Source organism: Algoriphagus sanaruensis, from assembly GCF_001593605.1.
In the GTDB taxonomy this organism is placed as follows: Bacteria; Bacteroidota; Bacteroidia; order Cytophagales; family Cyclobacteriaceae; genus Algoriphagus; species Algoriphagus sanaruensis.
Genome location: NZ_CP012836.1, coordinates 653,937 through 679,999, shown reverse-complemented (window position 1 = coordinate 679,999; position 26,063 = coordinate 653,937). Strand labels below are relative to the sequence as shown.

General features: G+C 41.7%; 20 protein-coding genes. 12 read left to right on the top strand and 8 right to left on the bottom strand.

The window, feature by feature from the left end:
- The first annotated feature begins 13 nt into the window (after positions 1–13).
- The 10 genes from AO498_RS02990 to AO498_RS02945 all read left to right on the top strand — a co-directional run bounded on the left by AO498_RS02990 (position 14) and on the right by AO498_RS02945 (position 12,647).
- The gene (locus tag AO498_RS02990) at positions 14–2,593 is read left to right on the top strand and encodes an SLBB domain-containing protein (protein ID WP_067543597.1); all 2,580 of its coding nucleotides are present in this window, start codon (positions 14–16) and stop codon (positions 2,591–2,593) included.
- The gene (locus AO498_RS02985) at positions 2,593–3,660 is read left to right on the top strand and encodes a GumC domain-containing protein (protein ID WP_067543594.1); all 1,068 of its coding nucleotides are present in this window, start codon (positions 2,593–2,595) and stop codon (positions 3,658–3,660) included. Before AO498_RS02990 ends, AO498_RS02985 begins: the two co-directional genes overlap by 1 nt.
- A 13-nt stretch (positions 3,661–3,673) precedes the next feature.
- Positions 3,674–4,966: an oligosaccharide flippase family protein gene (locus AO498_RS02980; RefSeq protein WP_067543591.1), complete on the top strand. Its 1,293-nt coding sequence runs from the start codon at positions 3,674–3,676 to the stop codon at positions 4,964–4,966.
- Complete coding sequence (locus AO498_RS02975; protein WP_067543588.1) at positions 4,950–5,876, top strand: glycosyltransferase family 2 protein; 927 nt, start codon at positions 4,950–4,952, stop codon at positions 5,874–5,876. The genes AO498_RS02980 and AO498_RS02975 overlap by 17 nt, the downstream gene beginning before the upstream one ends.
- The gene (locus tag AO498_RS02970) at positions 5,867–7,261 is read left to right on the top strand and encodes an O-antigen ligase family protein (RefSeq protein WP_067543585.1); all 1,395 of its coding nucleotides are present in this window, start codon (positions 5,867–5,869) and stop codon (positions 7,259–7,261) included. The genes AO498_RS02975 and AO498_RS02970 overlap by 10 nt, the downstream gene beginning before the upstream one ends.
- On the top strand, positions 7,258–8,145 hold the full coding sequence (locus AO498_RS02965; RefSeq protein WP_067543582.1) for a methyltransferase domain-containing protein: 888 nt from the start codon (positions 7,258–7,260) through the stop codon (positions 8,143–8,145). Before AO498_RS02970 ends, AO498_RS02965 begins: the two co-directional genes overlap by 4 nt.
- A gap of 162 nt (positions 8,146–8,307) precedes the next feature.
- Entirely contained in the window at positions 8,308–9,432 is a 1,125-nt protein-coding gene (locus tag AO498_RS02960; RefSeq protein ID WP_067543580.1) for a glycosyltransferase family 4 protein, read from the top strand.
- A gap of 3 nt (positions 9,433–9,435) precedes the next feature.
- Positions 9,436–10,329 (top strand): class I SAM-dependent methyltransferase, encoded by an 894-nt coding sequence (locus AO498_RS02955; protein ID WP_067543577.1) that lies wholly within the window; start codon positions 9,436–9,438, stop codon positions 10,327–10,329.
- Positions 10,330–10,383: 54 nt separating this feature from the next.
- A complete protein-coding gene (locus tag AO498_RS02950; RefSeq protein WP_067543575.1) occupies positions 10,384–11,547 on the top strand; it encodes a glycosyltransferase family 4 protein in 1,164 nt (387 codons plus the stop codon).
- Entirely contained in the window at positions 11,523–12,647 is a 1,125-nt protein-coding gene (locus tag AO498_RS02945; protein WP_067543572.1) for a glycosyltransferase, read from the top strand. Before AO498_RS02950 ends, AO498_RS02945 begins: the two co-directional genes overlap by 25 nt.
- 92 nt (positions 12,648–12,739) lie before the next feature.
- On the opposite strand, the gene AO498_RS02940 is transcribed toward AO498_RS02945, so the two are convergent.
- On the bottom strand, positions 12,740–13,120 hold the full coding sequence (locus tag AO498_RS02940) for a GxxExxY protein (protein WP_067543570.1): 381 nt from the start codon (positions 13,118–13,120) through the stop codon (positions 12,740–12,742).
- 194 nt (positions 13,121–13,314) lie between these two features.
- Between AO498_RS02940 and AO498_RS02935 the strand changes: the two genes are divergently transcribed.
- On the top strand, positions 13,315–13,728 hold the full coding sequence (locus AO498_RS02935) for an OsmC family protein (protein ID WP_067543567.1): 414 nt from the start codon (positions 13,315–13,317) through the stop codon (positions 13,726–13,728).
- A gap of 59 nt (positions 13,729–13,787) precedes the next feature.
- Here the strand turns inward: AO498_RS02935 and rlmF are convergent, their stop codons facing one another.
- Positions 13,788–14,735 (bottom strand): 23S rRNA (adenine(1618)-N(6))-methyltransferase RlmF, encoded by a 948-nt coding sequence (gene rlmF, locus AO498_RS02930; RefSeq protein WP_067543564.1) that lies wholly within the window; start codon positions 14,733–14,735, stop codon positions 13,788–13,790.
- A 10-nt stretch (positions 14,736–14,745) separates the two neighbouring features.
- Positions 14,746–15,990, bottom strand: a complete 1,245-nt coding sequence (locus AO498_RS02925) for a M20/M25/M40 family metallo-hydrolase (RefSeq protein ID WP_067543560.1) — start codon at positions 15,988–15,990, stop codon at positions 14,746–14,748.
- 75 nt (positions 15,991–16,065) lie between these two features.
- On the opposite strand from AO498_RS02925, the gene AO498_RS02920 reads away from it, so the two are divergent.
- On the top strand, positions 16,066–17,169 hold the full coding sequence (locus AO498_RS02920; protein ID WP_067543558.1) for a TolB family protein: 1,104 nt from the start codon (positions 16,066–16,068) through the stop codon (positions 17,167–17,169).
- 71 nt (positions 17,170–17,240) lie between these two features.
- Here AO498_RS02920 and AO498_RS02915 read toward each other — a convergent pair whose 3' ends face one another.
- From AO498_RS02915 to lysA, 5 genes are all read right to left on the bottom strand, one after another.
- On the bottom strand, positions 17,241–18,770 hold the full coding sequence (locus AO498_RS02915; protein WP_067543555.1) for a cryptochrome/photolyase family protein: 1,530 nt from the start codon (positions 18,768–18,770) through the stop codon (positions 17,241–17,243).
- A gap of 56 nt (positions 18,771–18,826) precedes the next feature.
- Positions 18,827–19,915, bottom strand: a complete 1,089-nt coding sequence (locus AO498_RS02910; RefSeq protein WP_236778630.1) for a PorP/SprF family type IX secretion system membrane protein — start codon at positions 19,913–19,915, stop codon at positions 18,827–18,829.
- Positions 19,916–20,367: 452 nt separating this feature from the next.
- Positions 20,368–23,094 (bottom strand): T9SS type B sorting domain-containing protein, encoded by a 2,727-nt coding sequence (locus AO498_RS02905; protein WP_067543550.1) that lies wholly within the window; start codon positions 23,092–23,094, stop codon positions 20,368–20,370.
- Positions 23,095–23,366: 272 nt separating this feature from the next.
- On the bottom strand, positions 23,367–24,407 hold the full coding sequence (locus AO498_RS02900) for a PorP/SprF family type IX secretion system membrane protein (protein WP_067543549.1): 1,041 nt from the start codon (positions 24,405–24,407) through the stop codon (positions 23,367–23,369).
- Between the two features lie 214 nt (positions 24,408–24,621).
- Positions 24,622–25,845, bottom strand: a complete 1,224-nt coding sequence (gene lysA / locus AO498_RS02895; protein ID WP_067550207.1) for a diaminopimelate decarboxylase — start codon at positions 25,843–25,845, stop codon at positions 24,622–24,624.
- Positions 25,846–26,063: the final 218 nt, after the last annotated feature.

Sequence of the window (26,063 nt, the reverse complement as noted above, 5' to 3'; positions counted from 1 at the left end):
CAGACTTAAACTCATGAATTTATTCAAACGATTCGGGTACATTTTTTCCTTACTCTTCACCCTCACTGCCTTCGGTCCATCGGGATTTGCGCAGCAAAATTTAGACATCAGCACACTAAACGTGGATGAGCTTTCGGATGATCAAATTGCTGAGTTGGTTCAGCGAGCTAACGAAGCTGGATTGAGTACCACGGAGTTTCTTCAAATGGCTGAAATGCGAGGATTGTCTGGGCTTCAAGCCGAGAAACTAAAAGCCAGAATCGAAGAGCTAAATCTGGGCAAGGGTGTTTCTCGAGCCACTGCCGTATCCAAAAGAGATCCAAGGAAACAGGTTGATTTATCTGTCATTACTCAAGGCTTACTGGCACCTCAAGCAAACTTGGAAGAAGGAAATTCCAGAATTTTCGGGGCCAATTTATTTTACCAGAAAAACAGAAGATTGAGCTTTGAGCCCAACCTCAACCAAGCTACTCCCACAAATTACATTTTAGGCCCGGGCGATATTTTGTACATCGACATCTATGGCCAATCAGAAAAATACTACGAGGCGACTGTCAACCCAGACGGCTTTGTTCTTCTCGATAACATCGGTCCAGTGTCCGTTTCAGGAAAAAGAATAGAAGACGCCACCGGAATCATCAAGTCGCGGGTATCGAAATTTTACCCCGGTTTAAGTGGAAGCAATCCCTCCACGTTTTTGCAAGTCACACTTGGCAATGTGCGAACGATCAAAGTTCATATTCTCGGTGAGGTGCGACTCCCAGGAACATTTACCTTGAGCGCTTTTTCATCAGTCTTCAATGCACTTTATGCCGCTGGAGGACCGAATGAAAATGGATCCCTTCGTGCAATCAAACTCGTACGAAAAAATCAAACGATCGCAGAAATCGATGTCTATGAACTCCTCACCAAAGGTGCTGCAAACTTGGACTTACAACTCCAGGATCAGGATGTCCTGCTTATCCCGCCTTATTTGGCAAGAACCGAAATCAATGGGGAAGTGAAGCGCCCACTCATTTTTGAAATAAAGCCCGAAGAAACCCTAAGTCAACTATTGAGCTATGCTGGGGAATTTACCGATGAGGCTTTCCGGGAGCGAATTTCCATCTCCCGAATTACTGGAACTCAGCGCTCCGTCTCGGATGTGATGCCCAGCCAGTTTGGACTTTTTATTTTAAAAGGCGGAGATGAGATTACGGTTGGTAAAATTCTGAATCGATATTCCAATCGAGTTCAAATCAAGGGAGCTGTTTATCGCCAAGGCGTATTTGCATTGACTGAGGGAATGACACTCACTCAATTGATTCAACAAGCAGAAGGTTTAAAAGGAGATGCTTTCACAGATCGCGCAAGTATTCTCCGAACCAAAGAGGATTTGAGTTCGGAGGTTTTGGAAGTTAATTTAAATGCGATTTTATCAGGCCAGGCTACGGACATCATGCTCAAACGTGAGGATGTCGTTCGAATTTCGAGTAAATATGAGCTGCAAAATGAACGCTATGTCCAGATTTTCGGTGAAGTAAAACGTCCAGGAACGTATCCTTTTGCAGAAGGTCTAACTCCAGAGGAATTGATCTTGATGGCTGGAGGTCTTCAAGAATCCGCCAATACCGAAGACGTGGAAATTGCAAGAAGACTAGAGGATGAGGATTTGGGAACTCTTGCAGAATTAATTCCTGTAAAGGTGAATGCAGATCTTTCTATCAATGACAACTCTCCGGAGTTGATGGCTTTTGATCAATTGATCGTCCGAAAAAGAGCAGATTTCTCAAGACAAAAACTGGTGACCATCGAAGGACAAGTTAATTCTCCTGGCATGTTTGCCATTCAAAATAGTGGAGAGCGAATCTCCGATTTGATTCGAAGAGCGGGTGGAATCAATCGATTTGCTTATGCTAAAGGAGCCACTTTGATCCGAAAAACTGAGTTTTTTAATACAGAATCAGAGCAAATTCGGCGAACACGAAATCTGGAATCTCTTCGAATGCGACTCCTTGAAGACCCTAATAATTCAGAAGCGCAAGAAGAACTCCTTCAGCGATTATTTAAGGATTTGCCTGTAATCGGAAAATCTGATAGCGCAGGTTCATTCGTCAAACGAGAAGCATTGGATCAACTGGCTGAAGGAAATGCAAGTTTAGAAGTAAAAATCAAAGAAACTGAAGTAGTAGCCATCAACTTGGAAAAGATCCTTCAAAATCCTGGTTCGGAAGAAGATCTTTTATTGGAAGAAGGAGACATCCTTTCCATTCCAAAAGTCCTTCAAACGGTCCGCATGAGAGGAGATGTGGTCTACCCAACTACCCTTCGACACGAGAATGGAAAAGGATTGAGACATTACATTGATGGTGCGGGAGGTTTCGAACGACGCGCAAATCGCAAGCAGACCTATGTGGTCTATGCCAATGGCGCAGTCAAGCGAACCAAAAGCTTTATAGGAATAAAGGCTTACCCTCCTGTTGAACCAGGAGCAGAGGTAATTGTCCCTACCAAAGGTCCAAAACTACCGCTTCGCCTGGGTGATGTAGTCGGCATTACCACTGGATTGGCAACACTTGCCTTGGTTATTTCTCAAATCAACTGGACTCCGTAATGACAAACCAACCTCACTTTTCAAACGATCAGTTTACGCTTCGGGAAGTCATCCAGAATCTCGGCAACTGGATTCACTATTTTCAGGGGAAATGGAGGGTAATGATCGTAGCTCTTGTCCTTGGATCCATTGGAGGTGCCCTAGTTTCGATACTTAAAAAGCCTGTTTTCCATGCAGAAACTTCATTCGTTTTAGAAGAAAATGACGGTGCCGGTATCAGCCAAATGTCCGGATTAGCATCTTTAGTCGGAGTGAATTTAGGTTCTTTGGGAAGTACAAGCGGATTGTTTCAGGGAGATAATATTATGGAGCTATATCGATCAGACCGGATGATCGGAGAGACTTTACTAAGCCCTTTTTCAGAGGATTTGTTGCTGATTGACCGGTTTGTCGCTTTTGAAGAATTAGACCAAAAATGGGCTTCAAAGGTGGACTTTACCAATCTGGATTTTTCGATTGCTCGAGACCAATTTAGCGTAACTCAAGATTCGGTCGTGCAAGAAATCTCCAAACTCATCCGTGAGCGGCAACTATCAGTCGCCAAACCTGACCGTAAATTAAGTATCATCCAGGTGACCATTTCTTCGAAAGATGAAGCGTTTGCCAAGGTGTTTAACGAGACCTTAGTGGAGAAGGTGAATGGATTTTATTTCGACACCAAAACCAAAAAAACCGGGGAAAATCTCGAAATTCTTCAAACCCAGGCAGATTCTGTTCGAGCAATTTTGGATCAAAGTATTGGCGCTTTTGCCAGTGCTCAGGATCAAATTCCAAATGCCAATCCCATTCTGAGTTCGGCCACCGTAGAATCCAGAAAACGCCAAATAGATGTCCAAGCCACTGCAGCAGTCTATCAGGAAATTGTCAAAAACCTAGAAATCGCCAAAGTCAATCATCGCAACAATTCTCCCTTGATTCAGATCATTGACTCACCTCGATTTCCGCTCAAACGATCCGAAATTCGACTTGTCAAGGGAATGGTTTTCGGCGCAGCAATCTTAGGAGTCCTAGCGTTCTTCTTTCTGTATTTCCGAAGGCTGTATCAAGTACACGTGCAGCAAAGCTAAATTCTAGGCTGCCATGTTTGAAAAACTTAATCAGCTCATCCCCTTTGGGAATTTCATTCGGAACAAATCCATCCAGAACTTCATTTTTCTGGCGATTATTCAGTCTTCCAATGTGCTGATTTCCATCATTTCTGTCCCTTTACTGATTCAAAGCATCGGAGTAGATCAGTTTGGCTTAGTAAATTTGGCACTTTCGGTTATTATCCTCCTCAATATTTTGGTGGGCTTTGGGTACAACTTAAGTGCTCCCCGGGAGGTCGCCGTGAGCCAAAATGACAAAACAGCCCTTTCGCATTTAGTCTCCAATATTTTTTCTGCAAAGCTGATTCTTGCCCTTCTAGCTTCAGTGTTGGTCTTGGGAGGAATCTTTGTTTTTGGGCTTTTTGAGGGTTATCAGGTGATTCTGATTTATTCGATGATGATTCTGTTTTCGGAGGCGACGTTACCGCTTTGGTTTTTTCAAGGAATGGAAAAGATGAAGCTGATTTCGATCGCCAATATTTTTTCCAAGCTTCTATTTCTGATGGGAATCGTATTATTTATCCATGATCCCGATCAAAGTCAATGGGTCAATTTCATGATGGGCTTCTTTGGCCTTGGCATTAACCTACTGTTGTTAGGGTATATCCACGGAGTGATGGAAATTCGATTTTTCAGACCTGAGTTTGCTACGATTTGGAAAAGTTTGACAGAAAATATCTTATTGTTTTTTAGCAATCTGGCTAGTTACATTTCAATTAGTGGAGGACTAATTATCCTCAGTTTTTTCTCTCCCGCCTCCACCTTGGGGATGTATAGCTTGGCTGAAAAAGTCGCGATGGTGCTTCGGCTTTTCCCAGCCTTGATTGTCCAGGCGATTTTCCCAAACGCTTCCAAGTTGTATCAAGAAGACCAACAAGCTTTCTTTAAATTCCTAAGAAATACCTATGGGAAAGTCCTATTTGGAGGATTATTGATTTCCTTAGGAACTTTTGGAGCTGCCCCATGGATCATCAAGGTGCTTTCGAGATCTGACTTAGAGGAGTCCACTCAGTTTTTGAAAATCCTGGCATTTCTTCCTTTTTTGGCTTGTCTGAATGTCGGTAATATCACTTTGATGCTCGTGGCAGATTTAAAAAACCTGCTCTTTAAGGCAAGCTGGATGATGTGTCTTTACATGGTCAGCATATCCGCAATTCTCACCTCTCAACTAGGTCCATTAGGGCTATGCTACGGGATTTTGTCCACGGAAGTAGTTGCATTCTTCATTTGTTTAGTCCTCCTGTACCAACGAAAAAAACACCTGTTACTTGGTTTATTCTCCTGAAATATCGGTAGCGATCATTTTGGTCAACTGGAACGGGCTGGAGTTCACCCAAGCTTGCCTTCGTTCCTTGGCAAAGGTGGATTATCCTAATTTCAAGATCATCGTGGTGGATAACGGTTCGGACGAAAATGAAGGGGAAAAGCTGAAACATACCTTTCCTGAAATTGACCTGATCCAATCCGAGAAAAACTTAGGCTTCTCAGGCGGGAATAATCTAGGCATTCGGAAAGCGATGGAACAAGGATTTTCCCATGTACTTCTTCTAAATAATGACACCGAGGTGGAGCCGGATTTTTTGGGCGAATTAATCCGAGCCGCCAACAAATACCCAGATGCGGGCATTATCCAACCCCTGATTTTATTTCTCCACAATCCGAGGGAAATCTGGAGTGCCGGAGGAAAGTGGATCCCGGCATTTTCAAGATCGCTTACACTTGGCGACCGGGAGCCCTTGGCGGATTATCGAATAAAAAGCCCTAGGTTAGACTGGGCAACAGGCTGTGCCATGTTGGTAAGTGTTCGAGCAATTGAAAAAGCAGGCCTGCTCAATGAGCAGTTTTTTGTGTATTTCGAAGATGTCGAATGGAGTCTCCGAATTCGAAAGGCAAGCTTTTCCATTTACCTAGAGGACCAAGCCAAAATTTACCATGAAGCGGGAGCCTCTTCTAAAAAGCAACATGCCGAGGGGACGCTAAGTCCAAAAGTATTTTATTACCATGTAAGAAATCAATTCCTCCTGATTCGAACATTGGGAAAAAATAAAGGGCTGAGTTCCGCTTATCACTTGGGGCGATTCAGCCTTTGGATGGTTTATTTTTTAGCTCGAGGCCGTTTTACCAAACTTAAAGCTGTGGCCAAAGGAATCCGAGATGGCCTTCGTGAACCACTAATATCAGGGTCATGGCTATAGTATTTTTTATCCTAATAGCTGCAGGGGTATTTGGAGCAATGCTCTGGACCCTTCAAAAAATGACGGTTGAAGGTAAATGGAGCTACTTCATCTACTTTCTTGCGGCTTTTCTTCCTGTATATATTACCAGCTTGAGTGTGATTTTCTTAGCCACTCGATCCCCAGAGCTCCTGAGTGTATTCCAAATTCTCAAAGAGCTGATCATCTTGTTGTCGGTAGGAATTTTCATAGTATATCGAAAGGACCTGTTCTGCTATCCCTTGCGACTGCTTGCCACAGATTGGATGATGTTGGGTTTATTGAGCTTGGCCTTTCTGTATTTGCTATTACCCTTGGGAAATGCCTCATTTTTGAATAAAGCATTGTATTATAAAAGCATGCTCATGCCTGGCTTAGCATACTTTCTAGGCAGAAATACGCAGTGGGATCAAGCAGAAATTCGAAGACTGTTCGTCCTCATTTTTGGGGTCATGTTTGCTGCTTTTGGGATAAATCTGATTGAAAACTACCTCCTTCAGGCCCATTTGCAACAGTTCACGGGCTATGCCTTATACAACCAAGTAATCAATAACATTGACCCTACTGGAAATTTCGGCTTAACCTGGACCTTTGAAACTCAGGCAGTCACCAAGCGATTAGCTTCCTTTTTCTCTGATCCCTTGGAAATGGCAAGCTCGGTCTTGATGGGATTTGCCGCAGGTTTGATTTGGTTTTTGACTACCAAACGAGAAGAAAACTGGAAATACCTTTTAGTGATGTTGGTCTCACTAGGTTGCTTAGTTTTCTCCGCCTCGCGTGCGGCTTTTGGAGCTTTCTTTATCATGATCTTTTTTGTGGCCTTGGTATTTCGCTTGTACAAATTGATTGGAGCGGGATTTCTAGCCTTGCTCTTGTTCGGAATCTATGTGGTCTTTTTTGCTTCTGAGGATTTTTACTTTTTTGTCCTAGATACCTTGACGTTTGAAAACAGCTCGAGCGTGGGTCACGTGGTCGAGTGGCTCTTGGCTTTAGACTCCATGATTAGCAATCCGCTTGGAATCGGATTGGCGATGAGCGGGAATTTTGGAAGCGTTGAGGACGAGCTCCGAGTAGGAGGTGAAAATCAATTTTTAATCTACGGAGTTCAGCTTGGTTGGCTGGGGTTGCTTTTATATAGTTTAACTTTGGCTACCGGAGTCCGGGATTCCATTCGAGTATTTCGATCCTCGACTAATACGGCCATAGCCCGTGTCGCATTTACTGGAGCTGTGGTGAAAGTGGGGCTACTTTTGCCACTCTTCACTGCCAATGTAGAAATCTACACGTATGTATCTTGGCTGACTTGGTGGATGATTGGGTTTAGTCTCCGGGAATATTCCGAGCTTAAAAACAAGTTGATTTCATGATTTTACACCGCTCTTGTCCTCTTTGCAACTCGACTAATCTCACCGGCTTTGCGATTGACACCCGAAGAAAAGGGCCACACATCTCACGAGTAAAATGCGATGCCTGTGGAGTAGTCTTTGCCAATCCTATGGCAGATGCAGAAGAGCTCAAGGAGTACTATCAGTCCTATTATGAAAAAGACCACTACGAGGCAGTTTCTTACAAAGAAATCATCCTGGGGCATTTTGAGCGGATCAAAAATTTAACAGAAGCCCAGATCAAGCAAGAATCCCGGTACCTTAAAAACCTTCAAGGTGGAAGTAAATTTCTGGATGTTGGTTGTGGACTGGGCCTGGGACTAGCTTATGCCAACCAATTGAGTTGTGAATTGTATGCCACCGAATACGACCAAGGTGCTTTGGAGTTTGTTCAGGAGCATTTCTCTGTCAAGACCCACCAAGGAGATCTGGAAAGTGCTCAGTATCCGGATGAATTTTTTGACTTTATCCACATTTCTCATGTGATTGAGCACGTCTTGGATCCACGAGGGGATATCCAAGAAATGAAACGAATCCTGAAACCCGGAGGATTTTTGGTAATCGGCACACCGGACATTTCAAGCAGACTATACACTTGGCACCGTTGGGCCAATTTGCTTCAATTGCGAATTCCAGATGTGATTGACGGCTTGGAGCATACGTTTATTTTTCCAAAAAAGAGATTGAGAAGCCTTTGTGAAGAGGAAGGGTTGACCGTGAATAATCATTACACCCATAATTTGGGAGAAAAAATCAGCAGATTAATTCGATATCAAATGCCCCTCACCAAAAAAATCAACCGGCTGATTCAAAATGTATTTCAGGTAAATCAATGGATAATTTGCCTGAAGGAGGTTGGACAATAGGAAGAACCTATTTTTGCCCAATGGCATCGGGTTTGAAAACATGCTCATTTTTACTTTTTTTTCGTTTATCTGCTCAGTTTATCCCTAACTTGAATTCACGTTCAAAAATCTATTTTAACCCCTGAGCGGATTCTCATTTATCGGGCATTAAAGACCATTGCTTTGAAAGTCCTCCTCGATCTTCAGCACCTCAACGTCGCCACTACGGGTATCAAAACCTATATGGTGGAACTTGCCAAGGCGGCTCGGAAATATCCCCATCCTGAAGTGGAGTGGATTTTTACGCATGAGCCTGAAGTGCAGGCTGCCGATAAGACCTACCAAGGTGCAAAATCAAAAATCCAGCGCCTCAACTATCATTTGGACTATTTCAGATGGAAAGAATTTCAACTTCCTGATCTGGTCAAAAAGTACAAACCAGATGTGTTGATCTGTCCGGATTTTGTATCGCCTGCAGCATCACTTCCCTGCCGAAGATTGACAGTAATCCATGATGCGTTTTTCTGGCAAATGCCCGAAAACTACCCTCGCTGGTGGAGGACCTATTTCCTCAACCTGATTCGAAAAGGATTGAAAGAAGATACCCAAATCATTACCACAACCAATTATTCCAAAAATTCCCTACTTGAATATCTCGGTAACGATTGGCCGATTTCAGTTATTTATCAAGCTCCAAAAGGCCTGAAAGCAGCTTCTGATCCTCAGTTTTTGGTAAAAAAACACCTCCCAAAAAAGGGATATTTTGTGCATATCGGGACCTTTGACAAGCGGAAAAACCTACCACTCCTAGTCAACTCTTTTGCTCAATACCTCAAGCAACAACCCACCATCCAAAAATTAGTCTTGGCGGGCGGACCCGGTCAGAGCAAGCAAATGAATGATTTCCCTGTCGTAGAAAAATTAATTGAGTCGCTTGGGCTTCAGGAACAAATCATTCTGCCGGGATATCTCAGCGATGGAGAGGTGAAGGCTCTTTATGAAGGTGCTTTTGCCTATGTTTTTCCTTCCCAAAATGAGGGATTTGGAATCCCTATTTTAGAATCCATGGGCTTTGGTGTTCCGGTCATTCATTCGGATCAACTTGCTTTACTGGAGGTGGCCGGCGGGGCAGGACTTCCTTTCCAGACCGGAAATGGAGAAGATTTGACTGAAAAATTGATACTTTTGGATCGTGATGGAAACCTTAGAAGCCAGCAGATTTCTCATGGAAAAGAGCGGGCTAAGGATTTTTCCGCCGAAAAATTTATTGAAGCCTTCCACCGGATTATTTTGAATCCGACTCTTTGATCCATGAGACAAATCACCTGTCCGGTTTGTTCTACCCCCCCCAAAAATTCCCCTGAACCCTTAACTTTAATCGGGTGTCAAAGCTGTGGGGTTCAATGGACGTTTATCCCTGAACCTATCGATGACAAAGCTCTTTATCGAGATGAAGTCTATGCGATTGTGGATAATAGAACTTCGATATTCGAAAAGATCATTTTTTCGGAGGCCAAGAAGATTCTTCATAAGGCTCGTAAACTGAATCCAAAAGCTCAGCATCTCCTTGATTTTGGATCTGGAAAAGGTCAGTTTTTGGCCATTGCAAAGAAATTAAACTGGAATGGAATCGGCATAGAAACCGAACAAGCGAGGGCCGATTTTGCGAGAGAAAAGTACAGAGTAGACGTGATCAGCTCCTATTATGAATCCGGAAAAATCGGAGAAAATCTCGCTGATCTAATCTCTCTCAATCATGTTTTGGAACATTTGCCAAATCCAGTTCACCTATTGGGAGAATTACTATCTGCCAATCTCAAACCTCAGGGGATCGTGTATATTGAAGTGCCTCGAGCAGATTCTTGGCAAGCAAAAATCGCCGGAAAGCATTGGATGCATTGGGATATCCCCAAGCATTTGACTCACTGGACGAAACCAGAATTATCCGAGCAAATGGGAAAATTGGGCTTTTCGGTAGTTGGAACAAGAAGCTATTCTGTTCATTTGGGTGTTTTGGGGATGCTTCAAGCCCTATTAGCTAGGTTGGGATATCGTGAAAATCTGATTCTTAGGTTGAAGCGCCGAAAGACGCTAGGCTTGCTGCTTTTGATTGGATTCACGTTGCCGATCGCTTGGACATTGGAGGTTTTTTCTCTGGGTTTTGGTAAATCCGGAATTTTAGGTTTGTATTTCCAACAAACCTGATAATCCAGAAAGAATTGGGAAAGCTTAGACTTACCTTTGTACTCAGCAAAACCTATGGCGAATAAACCCCGACATATTCTTTTTCTTCAAAGTTCCTCAGAGGGCTATGGTTCGGGAAAAATCATCCTTCAGGTCATCCAATTTTATCAAAAACAGGGTCTTTCTCCAGTAGTTTTATTGACCAATCATGGACCGATTGAAGAAGAACTCACCAAACTGAACATTCCTTTTTTTGTCCATAATCTGGGCATTTTAAGACGCAAGTATGTCAGTCCGCTTGGCTTAATCAACAGAATCCAAAAGAACCTAAAAGCGTATCGCTTTCTGGCAGAATTGCACCATCGGTTCTCCTTTGAATTGGTGTATTCCAATACACTTGCGGTGGTCATTGGGGCCATTTGGGCCAAACGAAATAAGCTTCCCCATATTTGGCATATTCATGAAATCTTGCCAGGGCCTTTACCCTTGGTCAAAGGGTTGGCATCTTTGCTGGAACAGTCCACCCCAAATCCCATCGCAGTTTCTCAAGCAGTGGCGGATCATTGGCAACCCCTTCTAAAAAAATCAAGGCTTGAAGTCATCCACAATGGAATTCCATATCGGGCATTTTTTGAAGCGAAACCTTCCCTAAAGCAAGAACTCGGAATTCCTTCTTCCAGATTTCTGATCGGAATGGTAGGAAGGATAAATCCCGGAAAAGGTCAGCTATTCTTCCTCCAGATTGCAGAGGAAATTTTAAAATCTTATGCCGATACTCACTTTGTCTTAGTGGGTGATCCATTTCCAGGATATGAACCTATTTTGGAAGAAATTAAAACTCAAATTCAGCAAAAAGGACTGGAAAGAAATGTTAGCTATTTGGGATTTCGGGACGATATTCCCGAGGTTATGGCATCATTGGATATTTTCATGTTGCCCTCAATCCTTCCCGATTCTTTTCCAACCGTTGTTTTGGAGGCGATGGCTAGCAGCAAACCTGTAATTGCTACAAAATCAGGAGGAGCTTCCGAAATGGTAGTGAACGGGGAAACGGGAATCCTTATTCCAGTGGGAGATATTGAGGAAGGGGTTAGGGCCTTAGAAACGCTTCTTTCGAACCATGAGCTTTCGCTACAAATGGGAAAAAATGGACAAGAACGAGTACTGCAAGTGTATAGCTTGGAATCCTTTGAACAAAAAATCACAGCTCATTTATGGCGAAATCTGAAAAGGAACTAAAAATCGCCATCATGGGAGCCAAGGGTTATCCCTATGTCTATGGAGGGTATGACACGCTAATCAAGGAACTTGGTGAAAGGCTCGTGGAAAAAGGCGTGCATGTCCGTGTATACAATCACAGAGCCCTATTTGATACTCGGCCACGGTATGTCAATGGAATTGAATGCATCTACACTCCTGCGATCGAATCCAAAAGTTTCACCCAACTCTCACATACTTTGATATCCATGGTCCATGCCTGTTTTTCGGATGTGGACGTGATTTTTGTTGTGAACAGCGGAAATGGTCCATTCGGATTAATTGCACGAATATTTGGGAAACCAACTGCCATCAATGTGGATGGTTTGGAATGGCTAAGGCCGAAATGGAAAGGAATAGGATCCAAGTATTTTTATTGGGCTTCTCGAATGGCCACGAAGTTTTACGACCAAATCATCAATGACTCCGAGGAAATGCGCAGGGTTTATTTGGAGCATTTTGGGAAAGATTCGGAAGTCATAGCTTATGGTGCAAATCCTAGAGAAACTGTCGATCCTAAGCACATCGAACGATGGAATTTAGAAAGCAGAGGATATTATTTGATCGTTGGAAGGTTGGTCCCAGACAACAATGCCGATCTGATTATTGAAGGTTTTTTGACTTCATCTTCTCAAAAAAAGCTTGTGGTGGTAGGAGACGTCCCTTTTTCCGATCCTTGGGCCAATCGATTAAAGTCGCTATCAGATCCCAGATTACTTTTTACAGGCTATGTCACCGATCCTAATGAATTGGCAGCTTTGTATTCACATTGCTATGCCTATTTCCACGGTCACGAATTTGGCGGCACGAATCCTGCAATGCTCAAGGCCTTGGGTTATGGTTGTGCGATTCTAGCTCTTGACACTCCTTTTAATCAAGAAATGCTTCAAAACGGAAAGCATGGATGGTATTTCGAGAAAAAGACTGAATCAGTAAAAGGAACTATAGAAAACGCGGAAAAAGACCCTGATACTCTAGATCATCTCCGACAAACGGCCCAAGCTGGATTGACTCAAAAATACAATTGGGATTTCGTGACGAAGCGGTATTTAGAAGTTTTTGAAAAACTAGCGAAAAAATAGTTCCCACAGATTCTCACTGATTTGTCCCACAGATTTTCACTGATCGGTTAATGGTGATCTGTGTCTATCCGTGATTTTTATCCGTGGAAATTTTATAGATATCCATTAATCTTTCGGATAATATTTTTTGGCAGGTTATCGGTATTGAAATTAACCAATAAACCTACTTTCAACTTAGCCAACCTCAGATAGGTCATTAGTTGCAGGTGGTGGATATTTTGCAAAAGTTCGATCGATTTGATCTCTACAATTACTTTTTTCTCTACCAGTAAGTCTAATCGATATCCAACATCTAATTTCAGATCTTCATAAACCATGGGTAGACCAACCTGACGCTCAACTATCAGCCCAGATTTGACTAATTCATATCCCAAAGCAGCTTCGTAGCTAGATTCCAAAAGTCCCGGACCGAGGGTATTGTAGACTTTAAAAATTGCACCACGGATTAAAAAGGTAATTTCATTTTCGTGCATGATCTTAAGTTAAAAAATAGTTCTAACAGATTCTCACTGATTTGTCCCACAGAATTTCACTGATCGGTTAATAGTGATCTGTGTCTATCCGTGATTTTATTCGTGGAAATCTGTGGGAAACAAGAAACCTTGAAACTTTAAGCGCTCAATTTTCCTTTATGAAGTATCTTTTCACCATAAAAACTCTTTAATCCATGATCAGAAAAGCAACAGCCGTATGGAACGGAAGCGGCAAAGAAGGCAAAGGACATTTGACCACAGACAGCACCGTACTTAACCAAACCCAATACTCCTTTAATACCCGATTTGAAGACGGGGTAGGAACCAATCCGGAAGAACTTATCGCGGCTGCTCATGCAGGTTGTTTTGCGATGAAACTCAGCTTTAACCTCAGCGGAGCCAATTTCCCTCCACAAGAATTGGATGTCACTTCTCAGATTACTTTCGAGGAAGGAACTTTGAAAAAATCCCACTTGGTATTGAAAGCCCAAGTGGAAGGAATTTCAGAAGAACAGTTTGCTGAACTAGTCCAAGACGCTGAAAAAAACTGCCCGATCTCCAGAGCCTTAAATATGGAAATCAGTGTGGAATACACGCTAAACGCCTAATCATAAAAGTGGGAAAACCCCGCTTAACTCTCCAGAATTTAAATATTCCGGAGAGTTTTTTATTTCCAGCGGTAACTTTTCCAAGACTCTTGCTGCTTTGCATTCAAAAATGTCCAAGCTATAAATCGAGATTTTTTATTTCCCTGCTCCATCTCGATGACTTTCTGAGTAGTAACTCCCAATTTTTCCAAGTAGGATCTCATGGGATTGACATGGGCAGACTTAGAAACCAAACTCGTAAACCAAAATACTTGATGTTTGAATTGAGTGCTTTCAAGAGCCATTTTTCTCAAAAACTGTAACTCACCACCCTCTGTCCAAAGCTCATTGGCCTGACCACCAAAATTGTGTGAAGGCTTTACAGCCTTGATTCCTTTTAGGTTTTGAACTTTGCGTCTGTTTGCATGGAGGGCTTCTTCTTCAGATTCAAAAAAAGGAGGATTGCAGCAAGTCAAGTCAAAGAATTCATCGGGAAGGATTACAGAGTCAAATAACTTTGACGAATTGCCTTGGAGTCTGAGTTCCACCTTGGATTGTAGAGAAGGGTTATTTTCCTTGATTTTCCGAGCTGATTCAAAGGCAATAAGATTTATCTCAGACCCTACAAAAGACCATCCATAGCTCGAAACACCTAGGATGGGATAAATGAGATTTGCTCCAGTCCCTAAATCAAGCACCCTAATTTTTTCCCAATTTGGTCGCTTTTGATTGTTGCTTTGGATTAACAAATCTGCCAAGAAATGAATGTAATCCGCTCGACCAGGAATGGGGGGACACAAAAACCCAGCTGGTATCTCCCAAAAATCAACTTGGTAATCGTGTTTCAGTAGCGCTCGATTCAGTGCCAAAACCGCCTTAGGGTCAGAAAAATCAAGAGTCAGCGTCCCATAGGAATTGGTAAAAATAAACTCCAGTAGTTCTGGAGAGGACTTTGAAATCTCCACCAAATCATAACTGCCTTGGTGGAGATTTCTAGGATGGTGTTTTGACACTGAACGTGATGACAAACTTGGGGAATTAGAATTTGACTACAGCTTCTACTTTTTGCCCATTTCGGTCAATGACCACTTGGGTTGAGTCTCCCTTTTGAAAAACACTTAAGGCTCTCATATAACTCATCATATCATAAACTGTAGAATCTCCCAACTGTACGACAACATCTCCTTTGAGAATACCTGCAGCCTGAGCGGGTTTTCCTTCTGACACGCCATCCACTCGCATGCCTTTGCCATCAAACATGTAATCAGGAACAACCCCCATGGAAACAGTGAATCTTGGAGAATCACTGGAATCCTTGGTCTTGGTAAATGCCAATTTCGGTTCAGCATCAAGAGCCGTAACCAAGCGAGAAATATATCGAACCACTTTGACTAAACCCTCATAATTGATTTTATCAGAATCATCACTTGGCTTATGGTAGTCTTCATGTTGACCGGTAAAAAAATGAAGCACTGGCAAATCCTGAAGATAAAAAGAGGTGTGGTCAGATGGACCCACGCCAGATTCGGAAGTGACCAATTTTAAGCTATCGGAATTAATTTGATCAAACACTGGAGCGAAACTGGGACTAGTACCAACTCCATTTATCGCCAAGGAATTATCTTCCTTAAGTCTTCCGACCATATCCATATTGATCATGTAGTTAACGGTAGAAAGATCGATGGTCGGGTTTTTGACAAAATAATTGGAACCCCAAAGCCCATTTTCTTCGCCCGAAAAGGCGATAAACAAGACATTGCTTTGCAATTTTTCATGCTTTAAAATAGTTGCCAATGCCAATAAGGCCGCCGTTCCTGAGGCATTGTCATCGGCTCCATTGTGGATGGCAGAATCTCCTCGATGCAGCGAGCCCTGTCCACCCATTCCCAAGTGGTCAAAGTGAGCTCCAATGACTATTGTCTTGTCTGATTGCTTATCCAAAAAACCAACCACATTTCTTCCAGTGACCCCATCACCATCCGTTCCAATTACTGCTTCCTCATGAGGATTGGTTGGTTTTGAAACTGTAAATGGCTGGAAAAATCCTTCTGTTCCTTTGGCTTGAAGTCCAAGAGATTCAAATTGCTTAGCCAAGTATTCAGCTGCTTTTTGTTCTCCTTCGGTACCAATAGCACGACCTCCCAAGTCATCGGCGGCGAGATAAGTAACGTCTTTCTGTAAGGAAGATTGAAGCTGTTCATCCGATGGAGGAGCGTCACAGGCAATAACGAAAAGCGAAACAATGACCGCAAGTAAGGCTGGATTTAAAAGAAATTTCTTCATGTGAATTGTCGATTTAGGCCAAAGATAATAATTGGTATCTTCGCGGTAGTTATTATTCTGTTTTAACCCTTGAAAATGAGAACACTTCTTTGTGCCTTTACCTTGTTGGCCTTTGCCTGCAGTCCAAAAACCGAGACGCAAGTCGAGCCTGAAGCGCGATCTGCATCCGACTCTTTATTACTTCATCCGGAAGAAATGAAGTACCTCAAGAACATCAAGCAACTTACATTTGGTGGAAATAATGCGGAGGCCTATTGGGCTTTCAACGATTCGCTTCTAGTTTTTCAATCCGATTATGCAGGCTGGGATAATGCCTGCGACCAGATTTATTATCTAAACTGGCGTGAAGACGATCTCCAAAGTCAAACTCCTCAACGTCTAAGTACGGGACTAGGTCGAACTACTTGCTCTTATTTTTTACCGGGTGACCAGACCATTGTCTACGCTTCCACACATTTGGGAGGTGAGGCCTGTCCACCTGTTCCGGAACGAAGGGCAGATGGTAAATATGTATGGCCGATTTATGATAGTTTTGACATTTTCACAGCTGATCTAAATGGGACGATTCTTTCCCAACTAACCAATGAGCCCGGCTATGATGCTGAAGCTACAGTATCTCCAAAAGGTGACCGAATTGTATTCACCTCGATGCGTACCGGCGACTTGGAATTGTACACCATGAATTTGGATGGAAGTGATGTCAAGCAGATTACCTCTGAATTAGGTTATGATGGAGGAGCATTTTTCTCCCCCGATGGATCAAAAATCGTATGGAGGGCTTCCAGGCCTCAGACCGAAGAAGAAATCGAGGAATACAAAAGTTTATTAAAAGAAGGCCTTGTCAAGCCAACAGAAATGGAGCTTTATGTAGCAAATGCGGATGGTAGCGATGTGAAAAAAATCACGAGTTTAGGCAAGGCAAACTGGGCACCATTTTTCCATCCGTCTGGTGAAAAACTGATTTTCGCATCGAATCACCAAACTGAAAGAGGCTATCCATTTAATCTATTCATGATCAACCTCGACGGTACCGGACTTACCCGAATCACTCATGATGGTACTTTTGATGCATTTCCAGTTTTCTCAAATGACGGAAAATACTTGGTATTTGCTTCCAATCGGAATAACGGTGGAACCCGAGATACCAACCTTTTCGTAGCAGAATGGATTGGTGATTAAGAGACCGTAAATTTCTTTACCTAAAAGGCAGTTTTAGAAGCGTGTTACACCTTCGAAACTGCCTTTATTTTTTATAGCTCATCCAAATTTTTCAGGTAAAAATCCGCCTGATTGAGTATTTCCTGTTTATTATTCATTTTATCCCAAGTTCGATACATCATGCCGATCCGAGGATTTCGTTCTAGTTTTTCTCTATTTCTAGCATAAAAGTGCCAATAAAGACTATTAAATGGGCAAGAGCCATGACCGGTCTTTTTGGAAGAATCATAGGCACAGTGCTCACAATAATTGCCCTGCTTTTTGATGTAATTGGCTGAGGAAACATACGGTTTCGTACCTACGATTCCTCCATCTGCAAACTGGCTCATTCCCCGGGTATTGGTAATTTCTACCCATTCAAATGCATCAATATAAATCCCCAAATACCATTGATCCACTTCATCAGGATGGATTCCTGCTAGCAAGGCAAAATTGCCAGTGACCATCAAACGTTGGATATGATGTGCATAGGCCAAGTCCAAAGATTGACCGATAGATTGCTTCAAACAGGACATTTTAGTCTTTCCCGTCCAAAACCAGCTGGGCAATTTCTGCTCATGTTCGAAATAATTCAATTGAGCGTAATCAGGCATTTTCGCCCAGTAAATCCCTCGCATGTATTCCCTCCAACCTATAATCTGGCGGATAAATCCCTCCACTTGAGAAATCGAAATTCGGTCTTGATGTCCATACCAAAAGCTTTCCACCTTCTGAACAACTTCCAATGGAGAAATCATTTTGGTATTCAATGAGAAACTAAGTCGAGAATGGAACAGGTATGGATCCCATGTGGTCAAAGCATCCTGATACGCTCCGAAATGTTGGAGTAAATGGTCACAGAAGTAATCCAGAATTTCCAAACTCTCCGATCGGGAGGTTGGCCAAGGAAACTGCTCCGGATTGATGCTACCCATCGTTTTGACTCCCGAAGTTTCAATACGGTTAACTATCCTTTGAACATTCTTCGGGTGGAGTTTAGCAGGACGAAGCAGCTTTTTATCCTTCAGTGCATTTCTATTTTCCTGATCGTAATTCCATTGTCCGGTCAGGGGAAGATTGCCCTCCATGAGGATTTGGTATTTTCTCCTCATTTCCCGGTAGAAATTTTCCATCAAGAAGGTTTTTTTGCCCTTGAAAAATTCACCCAGAAATTCCCTAGAAGTAAGGAAATGATGGGTATCAACAGCACTTACTGGAATTTTCAAAAAGGTCTTCAACTCCTTTAGAAGTTGATCCAATCTGTATTCATCGGGTAGTTGATATTCGAAATGGGTAAAGTGATCACGGGAAATTAAAAATTGGAGTTGGCCAGCTATGGTTTGGTGATTTTCAGGATGATCAATGGGATAATGGTACACCTGATGTCCCAGAGCCGTCAACTGATTGGCAAACTCTTCCATGGCTGCAAATATTCCCACCACCTTTTGAATATGATGGACGACATAATCTGTTTCCTGACGCATTTCCATCAGTAAATAAGTGACCGAATCATCGCATTTCTCAAACCAAGGATGCTGGATATTTAATTGGTCTCCCAGAATTAGACGTAAAATTTTAGCCATAAAAAAAGAGCTTTAATTGCTTAAAGCCCTTTTACCAACCCATTGTTTATGAAAAATCAATATTTGAAACATGGCATAGAAGACTTTCTTCCAGCGCCTTGTTGAGATCCTGCAAGGAAGGAGTAACGAATTGAAATCTCGTGAGCACCTGCGCTGTTGGCGTTGCCTAAAGAAGAGATACTGTAATCGTAGCTGTATCCAACATCAATTCCGTTTGCAAGGGAAATTCCAACCAATCCAATCAAGGATTCATGTTGTGCATTTTGGGATCCTGCTACTGGAATACCTCGGTACCAAAGGCCGATTACCAAAGGCTGAATGTTCAATTGAGCACCTAAGTCTAATTGTTGGAAAGGCTCTTGGTTTTTATAATTGAAGGCGATCATGAACTCACGAACATTTTCTCTTCTGTTCATGAAGTTTCTAGAAGCACCACCAGAAAGGTCGAATTTGACTCCACCATGAACAGAAAGTTTCAAAGGCAACTGGCTCATTTGACCATCCATGAAGGAGATGTTAGGTTGAGAAAGGTGGTGAGCACTTACTCCAAACCAAGCTGACTCATTGTTGAAAAGCAATCCAGCAGAGTAATCAACAAATTGGTGTCTCACATCAGCACCGAGGTTTTCACCTGAGAAATCTGAAATGCTACCACTAGCGTCATCGATTTGGCTACCAAAAACCAAGTTTCCAAAGTAAGCGTCACGATCGATGTAGCTCACTTGACCACCTACTCTAAGGAAAGATCTGAAACCCAATCTTGCTCTGTAAGAGTAAGAACCTGCGATTTCAGAAATACTCAAGTTTGCTTGGCTTTGTTGAGATTTATTGAAAAGGATACCGATTCCAGAATTTGCATTGAAAATGTAAGAATCGAAACTTGCAGAATAAGAATTGATAGATTGATCAAGTCCAGGCCATTGGTTTCTGTAGTTTACGCCTAATCTGCTCATTTCAGAGCTACCAGCAAATGCTGGGTTAAGGTAAAGTGGATTAGCATAGAACTGAGAATATTGAACGTCCTGAGCCATGCTTACTGCAGATTGAAAAAGAACGATCAAGAAGAAAGCCACCTTCCAGAAGTTCTCCATCCCCTGGACTAGGAGGCTTTTTGAGGAGCGATATTGGAGGTCGGCGGGTTTCATTTTCTTGTTGTTTTGGGGGGTGATTTTTGTATTTATTTTTTTGCTGTTTGTTTTTCTTTTTTTGTTTTATGAGTTTTTATATTCTGTTTTTTGTTTTTTGTTTAGTGTTATTTGATTTTGTTATTATGTCTTTGTTTTAATAAAATATATAAGCCAATTATTAGAAAAGCTAATTTTGAATACAACAGAGAGTTGCATTTTATATACACAAAAAGACATTTTTATTTTAGTGTATGTTATATACAAAAATCAAAACATATAACTCTTTTTTCTAGGGATGAAAAACACTTTAAAAAGCTAGACAAAAGAAAAAAATGTAATTTTTTTTCATGAAAATTTTCATTTCGAAGCCTAATCCATCAAAAATGCCTGGAATTGAAATAGACAGTCCAAAAAAAAGGCGAATGGTAAAAAAACCATTCGCCTAAAAAACGACCTAATTTTGGCTAAATCTACCTGATGAGGGAGACTGATCCGGAGGCGGATTTTCTAATGCCTTCCCAAGTCAGGTATTCTATTTTATAGATATAATTTCCTGGAGGGACGAGTTGCCCTTTGTAGGTACCATCCCATCCGCTTGCTTCAACTCCTGATGCTTCATATAATTTTTCTCCCCAAAGGTTGAAGACCTGCATGTTGAATTCATCAACGCCCCTCATTTTTGGAATAAAGGTGTCATTTAAATTATCTCCATTTGGAGAGAAAGCATTCGGTATTACCATCATTTCTTCAGGCTGGTTGACAACTACCTCGTTGACTTCTTGAAGATCACAACCGAAAATATCAAATCCAGTAAGCTTGACTACATAAGTACCTGGAGCTTTAAAGACATGGATGGGATCTTTTTCAGAAGATTTTTGACCATCTCCAAATTCCCATTCCCAAGCAATAAATTCAGGAGAAATATCACTTTCAAAGAGAATCTCTTCCTCGACCATTACCTCAGGCTCATTGGTGAATACGAGCTTTCTATATTCAAAATTTAATCTTGCTCCTTGATTGCTGAAGTCTGGGAAGGTCACCATCGCTTGTGCTTCTACTTCACAGCCTAGTGCATCAGTTACCTTAACTTTCAAGAGTCCAGATTTCGAAAATTCAATTTCCTTTTCCTTAAAATTTGTATTTGACCATTGATAGGTATACGGTTCTTTACCTCCTGTAATGGCTACCCAGGCTCTACCTGTCACTTTTCCTGATTCACAATCAACATCCAATGTACTTTCTACCCGTGCTTGGAGTTGGATAGTTTCGGCTACCTGGACTTGTTGAGAAATAGTACAACCCGATTCATCGGAAATCAAAACCTCATAGGTTCCAGATTTAAGATTAGTCCTACTCGAACCTGCATTAGAATTATCAGACCAATTAAATTTTACATTTCCTTTCGCTCCAGAAATGGTCAATTCAATTGCCCCATCCTCTTTGCCTTGACAAGAAACTGGAGCCACGTTAATGGCTTCCACTTTCAATGCGGATTGATTGGTAAGTTCAAATTGTCGTTCAACAACACATCCAGTAGCATCAGTGATTTTTACCTGATGAATTCCTGCTGCCAAATTTTGGGCAGAGGAATGTACGCTTCCATTACTCCACAAGTAGGTATAAGGCGCATTTCCTCCACTTACTGTTAATTTAATTGCCCCTGTAGACTCACCGGCACAGGATGGCTGGGTTATTTCCTCCTGGTAAGCTAAGGGAAGTGGAGACACCAAGTCAAAGGACTTTTGGACGGAGCAACCGTTCTCATCGGTTATGGTTACTTCATATTTTCCTTCTCCAAGGCTGCTGAGGTCTTTGGCCGATGCACCATTATTCCACGCATATATATAAGGAGCAGTACCACCAGAAACGGTCAGCGAAATTTTTCCGTCATTTCCAGCACAGGAAGGGTTTTGAGGAGAAGCTGATACTTGAATTTCAGATGCGGGTCCGGAAATCTGGAATGTGGAAGATACTTCGCAGAATTGATCTTTAACTGTTACAGTGTAAGTTCCTGGAGCCAAATTATCTCTGTCCAATGTGGTAGAGCCGTCAGACCATTTTACAGTAGTAGAACCAGCAGCCCCAGTTACATTCAAGTCCAATTTTCCAGTTTTATCTCCAAAGCACAACACATCAGATTTCGAAACTAAAGAAAGGCTAAGTGCTGACTGGTTGGCTAACGTAAACTGTTTCTCTGAATAACATCCAGAAGCGTCTGTCACCTTAACAGTGTATGTTCCCGCTACCAAGTTTTGAACAGAGGATTGAGTACTTCCATTACTCCATTGATAGGTGTAAGGCGATTTCCCTCCTGAAACAGTCAATTTAATAGATCCTGATGCGCTACCTGTGCATGAAGGTTGAGTGATATCATCCAAAATCTGAATTTGTGACGCAGCTTGGACGGCATAAGACGCTTGGAAGGAACAACCTTTCGCGTCAGTTACTTGGACTTGGTAAGTCCCAGGACTTAGATTGGAAATATCTTTAGTGGTAGCTCCATTACTCCATTTAAAGGTGTAAGGGGTTTGTCCACCGGTTACATTCAGTTGGATATTTCCGTCTTGGGAAGAAGAACAAGAAATATTCTGGACAGATTCTGACACAGAAATCCCCTCGGATGCAGCCTTGATTTCGAAGGAAATACTTGTATCACAATTATATCGATCCGCTACAGTGACCACATAAGTACCTGGAGCTAAATTATCCGCCTCCCATACGTTTTTCAATCCATTACTCCAAGTGACTTGGTAGGGTTCACCACGTCCTATTTTGACAGATATTCTTGCATATCCATCTTGACCTGATCCACAGGATGCATCCCTTTTATCTACAGGATTGAGGATAAGTGGAAAGGGGGGCTGGATAACAATACTCTCAGTGATCATCTGACCATCTGCGTCTGTGATCCAAACTGTATAAGTACCCGCATAGAGGTTTACTCTATTTTGGGAGGTATCATTATTATTCCACTTGAATTTGTAGGGTGCTTTTCCACCTTGAACAGTCAGCACAATACTTCCTCGCTCACTATGAGAACAAAGGGCTAGTTTGCCAGAAACGATTACGGTCATTTTATCATAACTGGCAGTCCTTGCCATCGTGTCAGAAAGCTGGGCATTGACATAGGAAATTCCGCCTATCCATTGGAGAAGGATAAGGGCCCAGATTTTCGAAAAAAGAATTACCCTATTCATGACTTTAGCGAGGGTGTTATTTTGAATTCGAATAATTGTATTTCGATTTCAAAATATTGTTTTTAAATATTAAATATCGAAGATTTTGTATTTTAAATACATAATACTTCTTTATTTCAAAGACCAATTTATAAAATCAAATTGAATATATTTTTTTATTTAGCAAACAAGTTGGAAGATGATGTAAATAAATGGTTTTTATAATCAAAAAAATGATTCCGATTAAACTATCAATACTATATGAATCAAAAAAAAGAGACCTCAAAGGTCTCTCAATATTTAAAGCAAGGTATTACTCTTGACCTCTGATTCCTACTTCTTGGGTCACCCCATAAAAACGTATAACGAATTGAAATTTCATGAGCTCCACCGCTGTTACGCTGATTTAATTTCGAAACTGTAAAATCATAAGAATACCCTATATCCAAGCCTGATTCCAATGAGACGCCTACTAATCCAATAATGGACTCATTATTCGGAAGGCTATATTTAGTAGGGAGTCCTCTATACCAAAGACCCAGCACCAAAGGATGTAAATACAATTGAGTACCTATATCCAATTGGTTGAATGGAGCTTGCTGTTTGTAGTTAAAGGCGAAAGATAAAGAGCGCTCTTGATAGAGGTGAGTGAAGAAATCTCTTCCTCCAGGGGCAAGATTGATTTTATAACCTCCTTGAAGCGAAAATTTCTGAGGAAGCACTGATATCTGATCTTGGACAAAAGAAGTATTGGGTTCGCTGATATGATGAAGAGCCCCCCCAAACCAAAAATTGTTTCCATAAAACATCCCTCCTGCAGCATAATCCATAAAGGAATAGCGACTATCCAAAGGAACACCGTTTAGTTCATCTGTAATGACACCAACATTTCCGTTGACAATATCGATCATAGAGCCAAATACTAAATCAGAGAAAAAGGCATCACGCTGCACAAAACTCGCTTGAGCTCCAATTCTGAAATACAAATCCTCTGAGATTTGAAGTCGATAGGCATAACTCAATCCTACTTCGTTGGTGGAAAGATTTGCAAGGCTTTCTTGATTTCCATTAAAAATTAATCCAATCCCGCTATTGTAGTCAAAAATATAGTGATCGATATACGCTGAATAGGAATTAAAGCTATGATCTAGGCCTGGCCATTGGTTTCGGTAGTTCATTCCCACTCGAGTAAGTTCCGAAGCACCTGTAAGTGCTGGATTAAGGTAAAGTGGGGCTGAGTAAAATTGAGAATATTGGACATCCTGGGCCTTCAGGCATGTGCTTGCCAAAAGGCCAAAGATCAATAGTCCTATCCCTAATATTTTCTTCAGCATAAACCAATCCACTCAAAGGACAAAGTTAATAATCAGGACTTTACCCTTTGCATTAATTAAACTATCCAAGAATTACAAAACGACTAGGGCTTAGGATTGAGGGTACAATCGCAATTAGATCCCTGCATAAAATCTCATTTTAAATAAGAAAATGACGCAGGCTTTGGAACAAACTCAATAATTATACCAAAGGCACCCATGGGGTGCCTTTGTGTTAAAAATCAACTTCAATCTGATGTCTGACTAGATCTTCAAATTCTTCTCTTCGACGAATCAGATGGGCCTTTCCTTCCCAAATCAATACTTCAGCTGGTCTTATTCTTGAGTTGTAGTTGCTGGACATACTGTAACCGTAGGCTCCTGCATTTTTTATCACTAGAAAATCATCTTCATGAATCTCTGGAAGCTGTCGCTTAGAGGCGATCGTGTCTGTTTCACAGATGTAGCCAACGATGGTATACTCTTTAATTGGTCCACCGGGATTGCTTACGTTGTACACATCATGATAAGCATCATACATCATCGGGCGAATCAGATGATTTAATCCAGAATCCACACCAACAAAAGTTACCGTTGGGGTTTCTTTCACAACGGTAGTTTTGACCACTAGATAGCCAGATTCACTAACCAGGTATTTCCCTGGCTCAAGCCAAAGCTCCAATTGCCGACCGTACTTTTCGCAAAAGGCTTGAAAAGCTTCCCCAACAGCCTGACCCACTACCTGAATATCAGTTGCAATATCTCCGGGCTTATAGGCGACTTTGAAACCACCACCAAAATCCAAAAACTTCAAATCAGGAAATTGAAGTGCTGCTTCAAAGAGCACATTTCCTCCTTTTAGAAAAACTTCTGCATCAAGAATATCTGAACCTGTGTGGATGTGTAATCCAACGATGCTCAAATTGTAAGTCTTCACCACTTTCAAAATCTGAGGTAATTGCTCGATAGAGATCCCAAACTTACTTTCCTTATGACCAACGGAAATTTTATAATTTCCTCCCGCCATGATATGCGGATTTATTCTAATACAAGCCGGAACTTTTCCGCCAAATGTTTCACCAAAACGAACCATTAACGGAATGCTGTCGAGATTGACCATCACACCTAGGTCCACTGCCTGAAGGATTTCATCAAAACTTACCCCACTTGGAGTATACATTATTTCATCCGCAATAAAACCAGCCATCAATCCTAGCCTTACTTCTTCAATCGAAACCGCATCCACTCCTGCTCCTGCTTTTTTTATGAGCTTCAAAACAGAAATATTAGACAAAGCCTTAGTCGCATATTTAATTTTTAATGGTGCTGCAGAAAATGCATTTTGAAGCGACTTGACCTGATTGAAGATTTTCTCCCCATCATAGATATAAAGTGGGGTGCCAAATTCCTCGGCGAGAGAAACCAGAGAAATACCCTGAAGGTGTGATGGATGTTGCAAGGTTTGGTAGTTTTGAGATGTGGCGACAAAGATAGTACACCAAAAAAAAAGGAAGGCTTTTGCCTTCCCTTTTTTAGGATTTATTGTAATTAAGAAAACTTCTATGAATTCAACGGCAAGATAATCGCTGAGGTTCAAAAGATTTACATCCTCTTATTTTGTCTGAGTTAAATCATGTTAAGGGTCATCAGTCCGCCTGCTAATCAAGTTATTTTTGT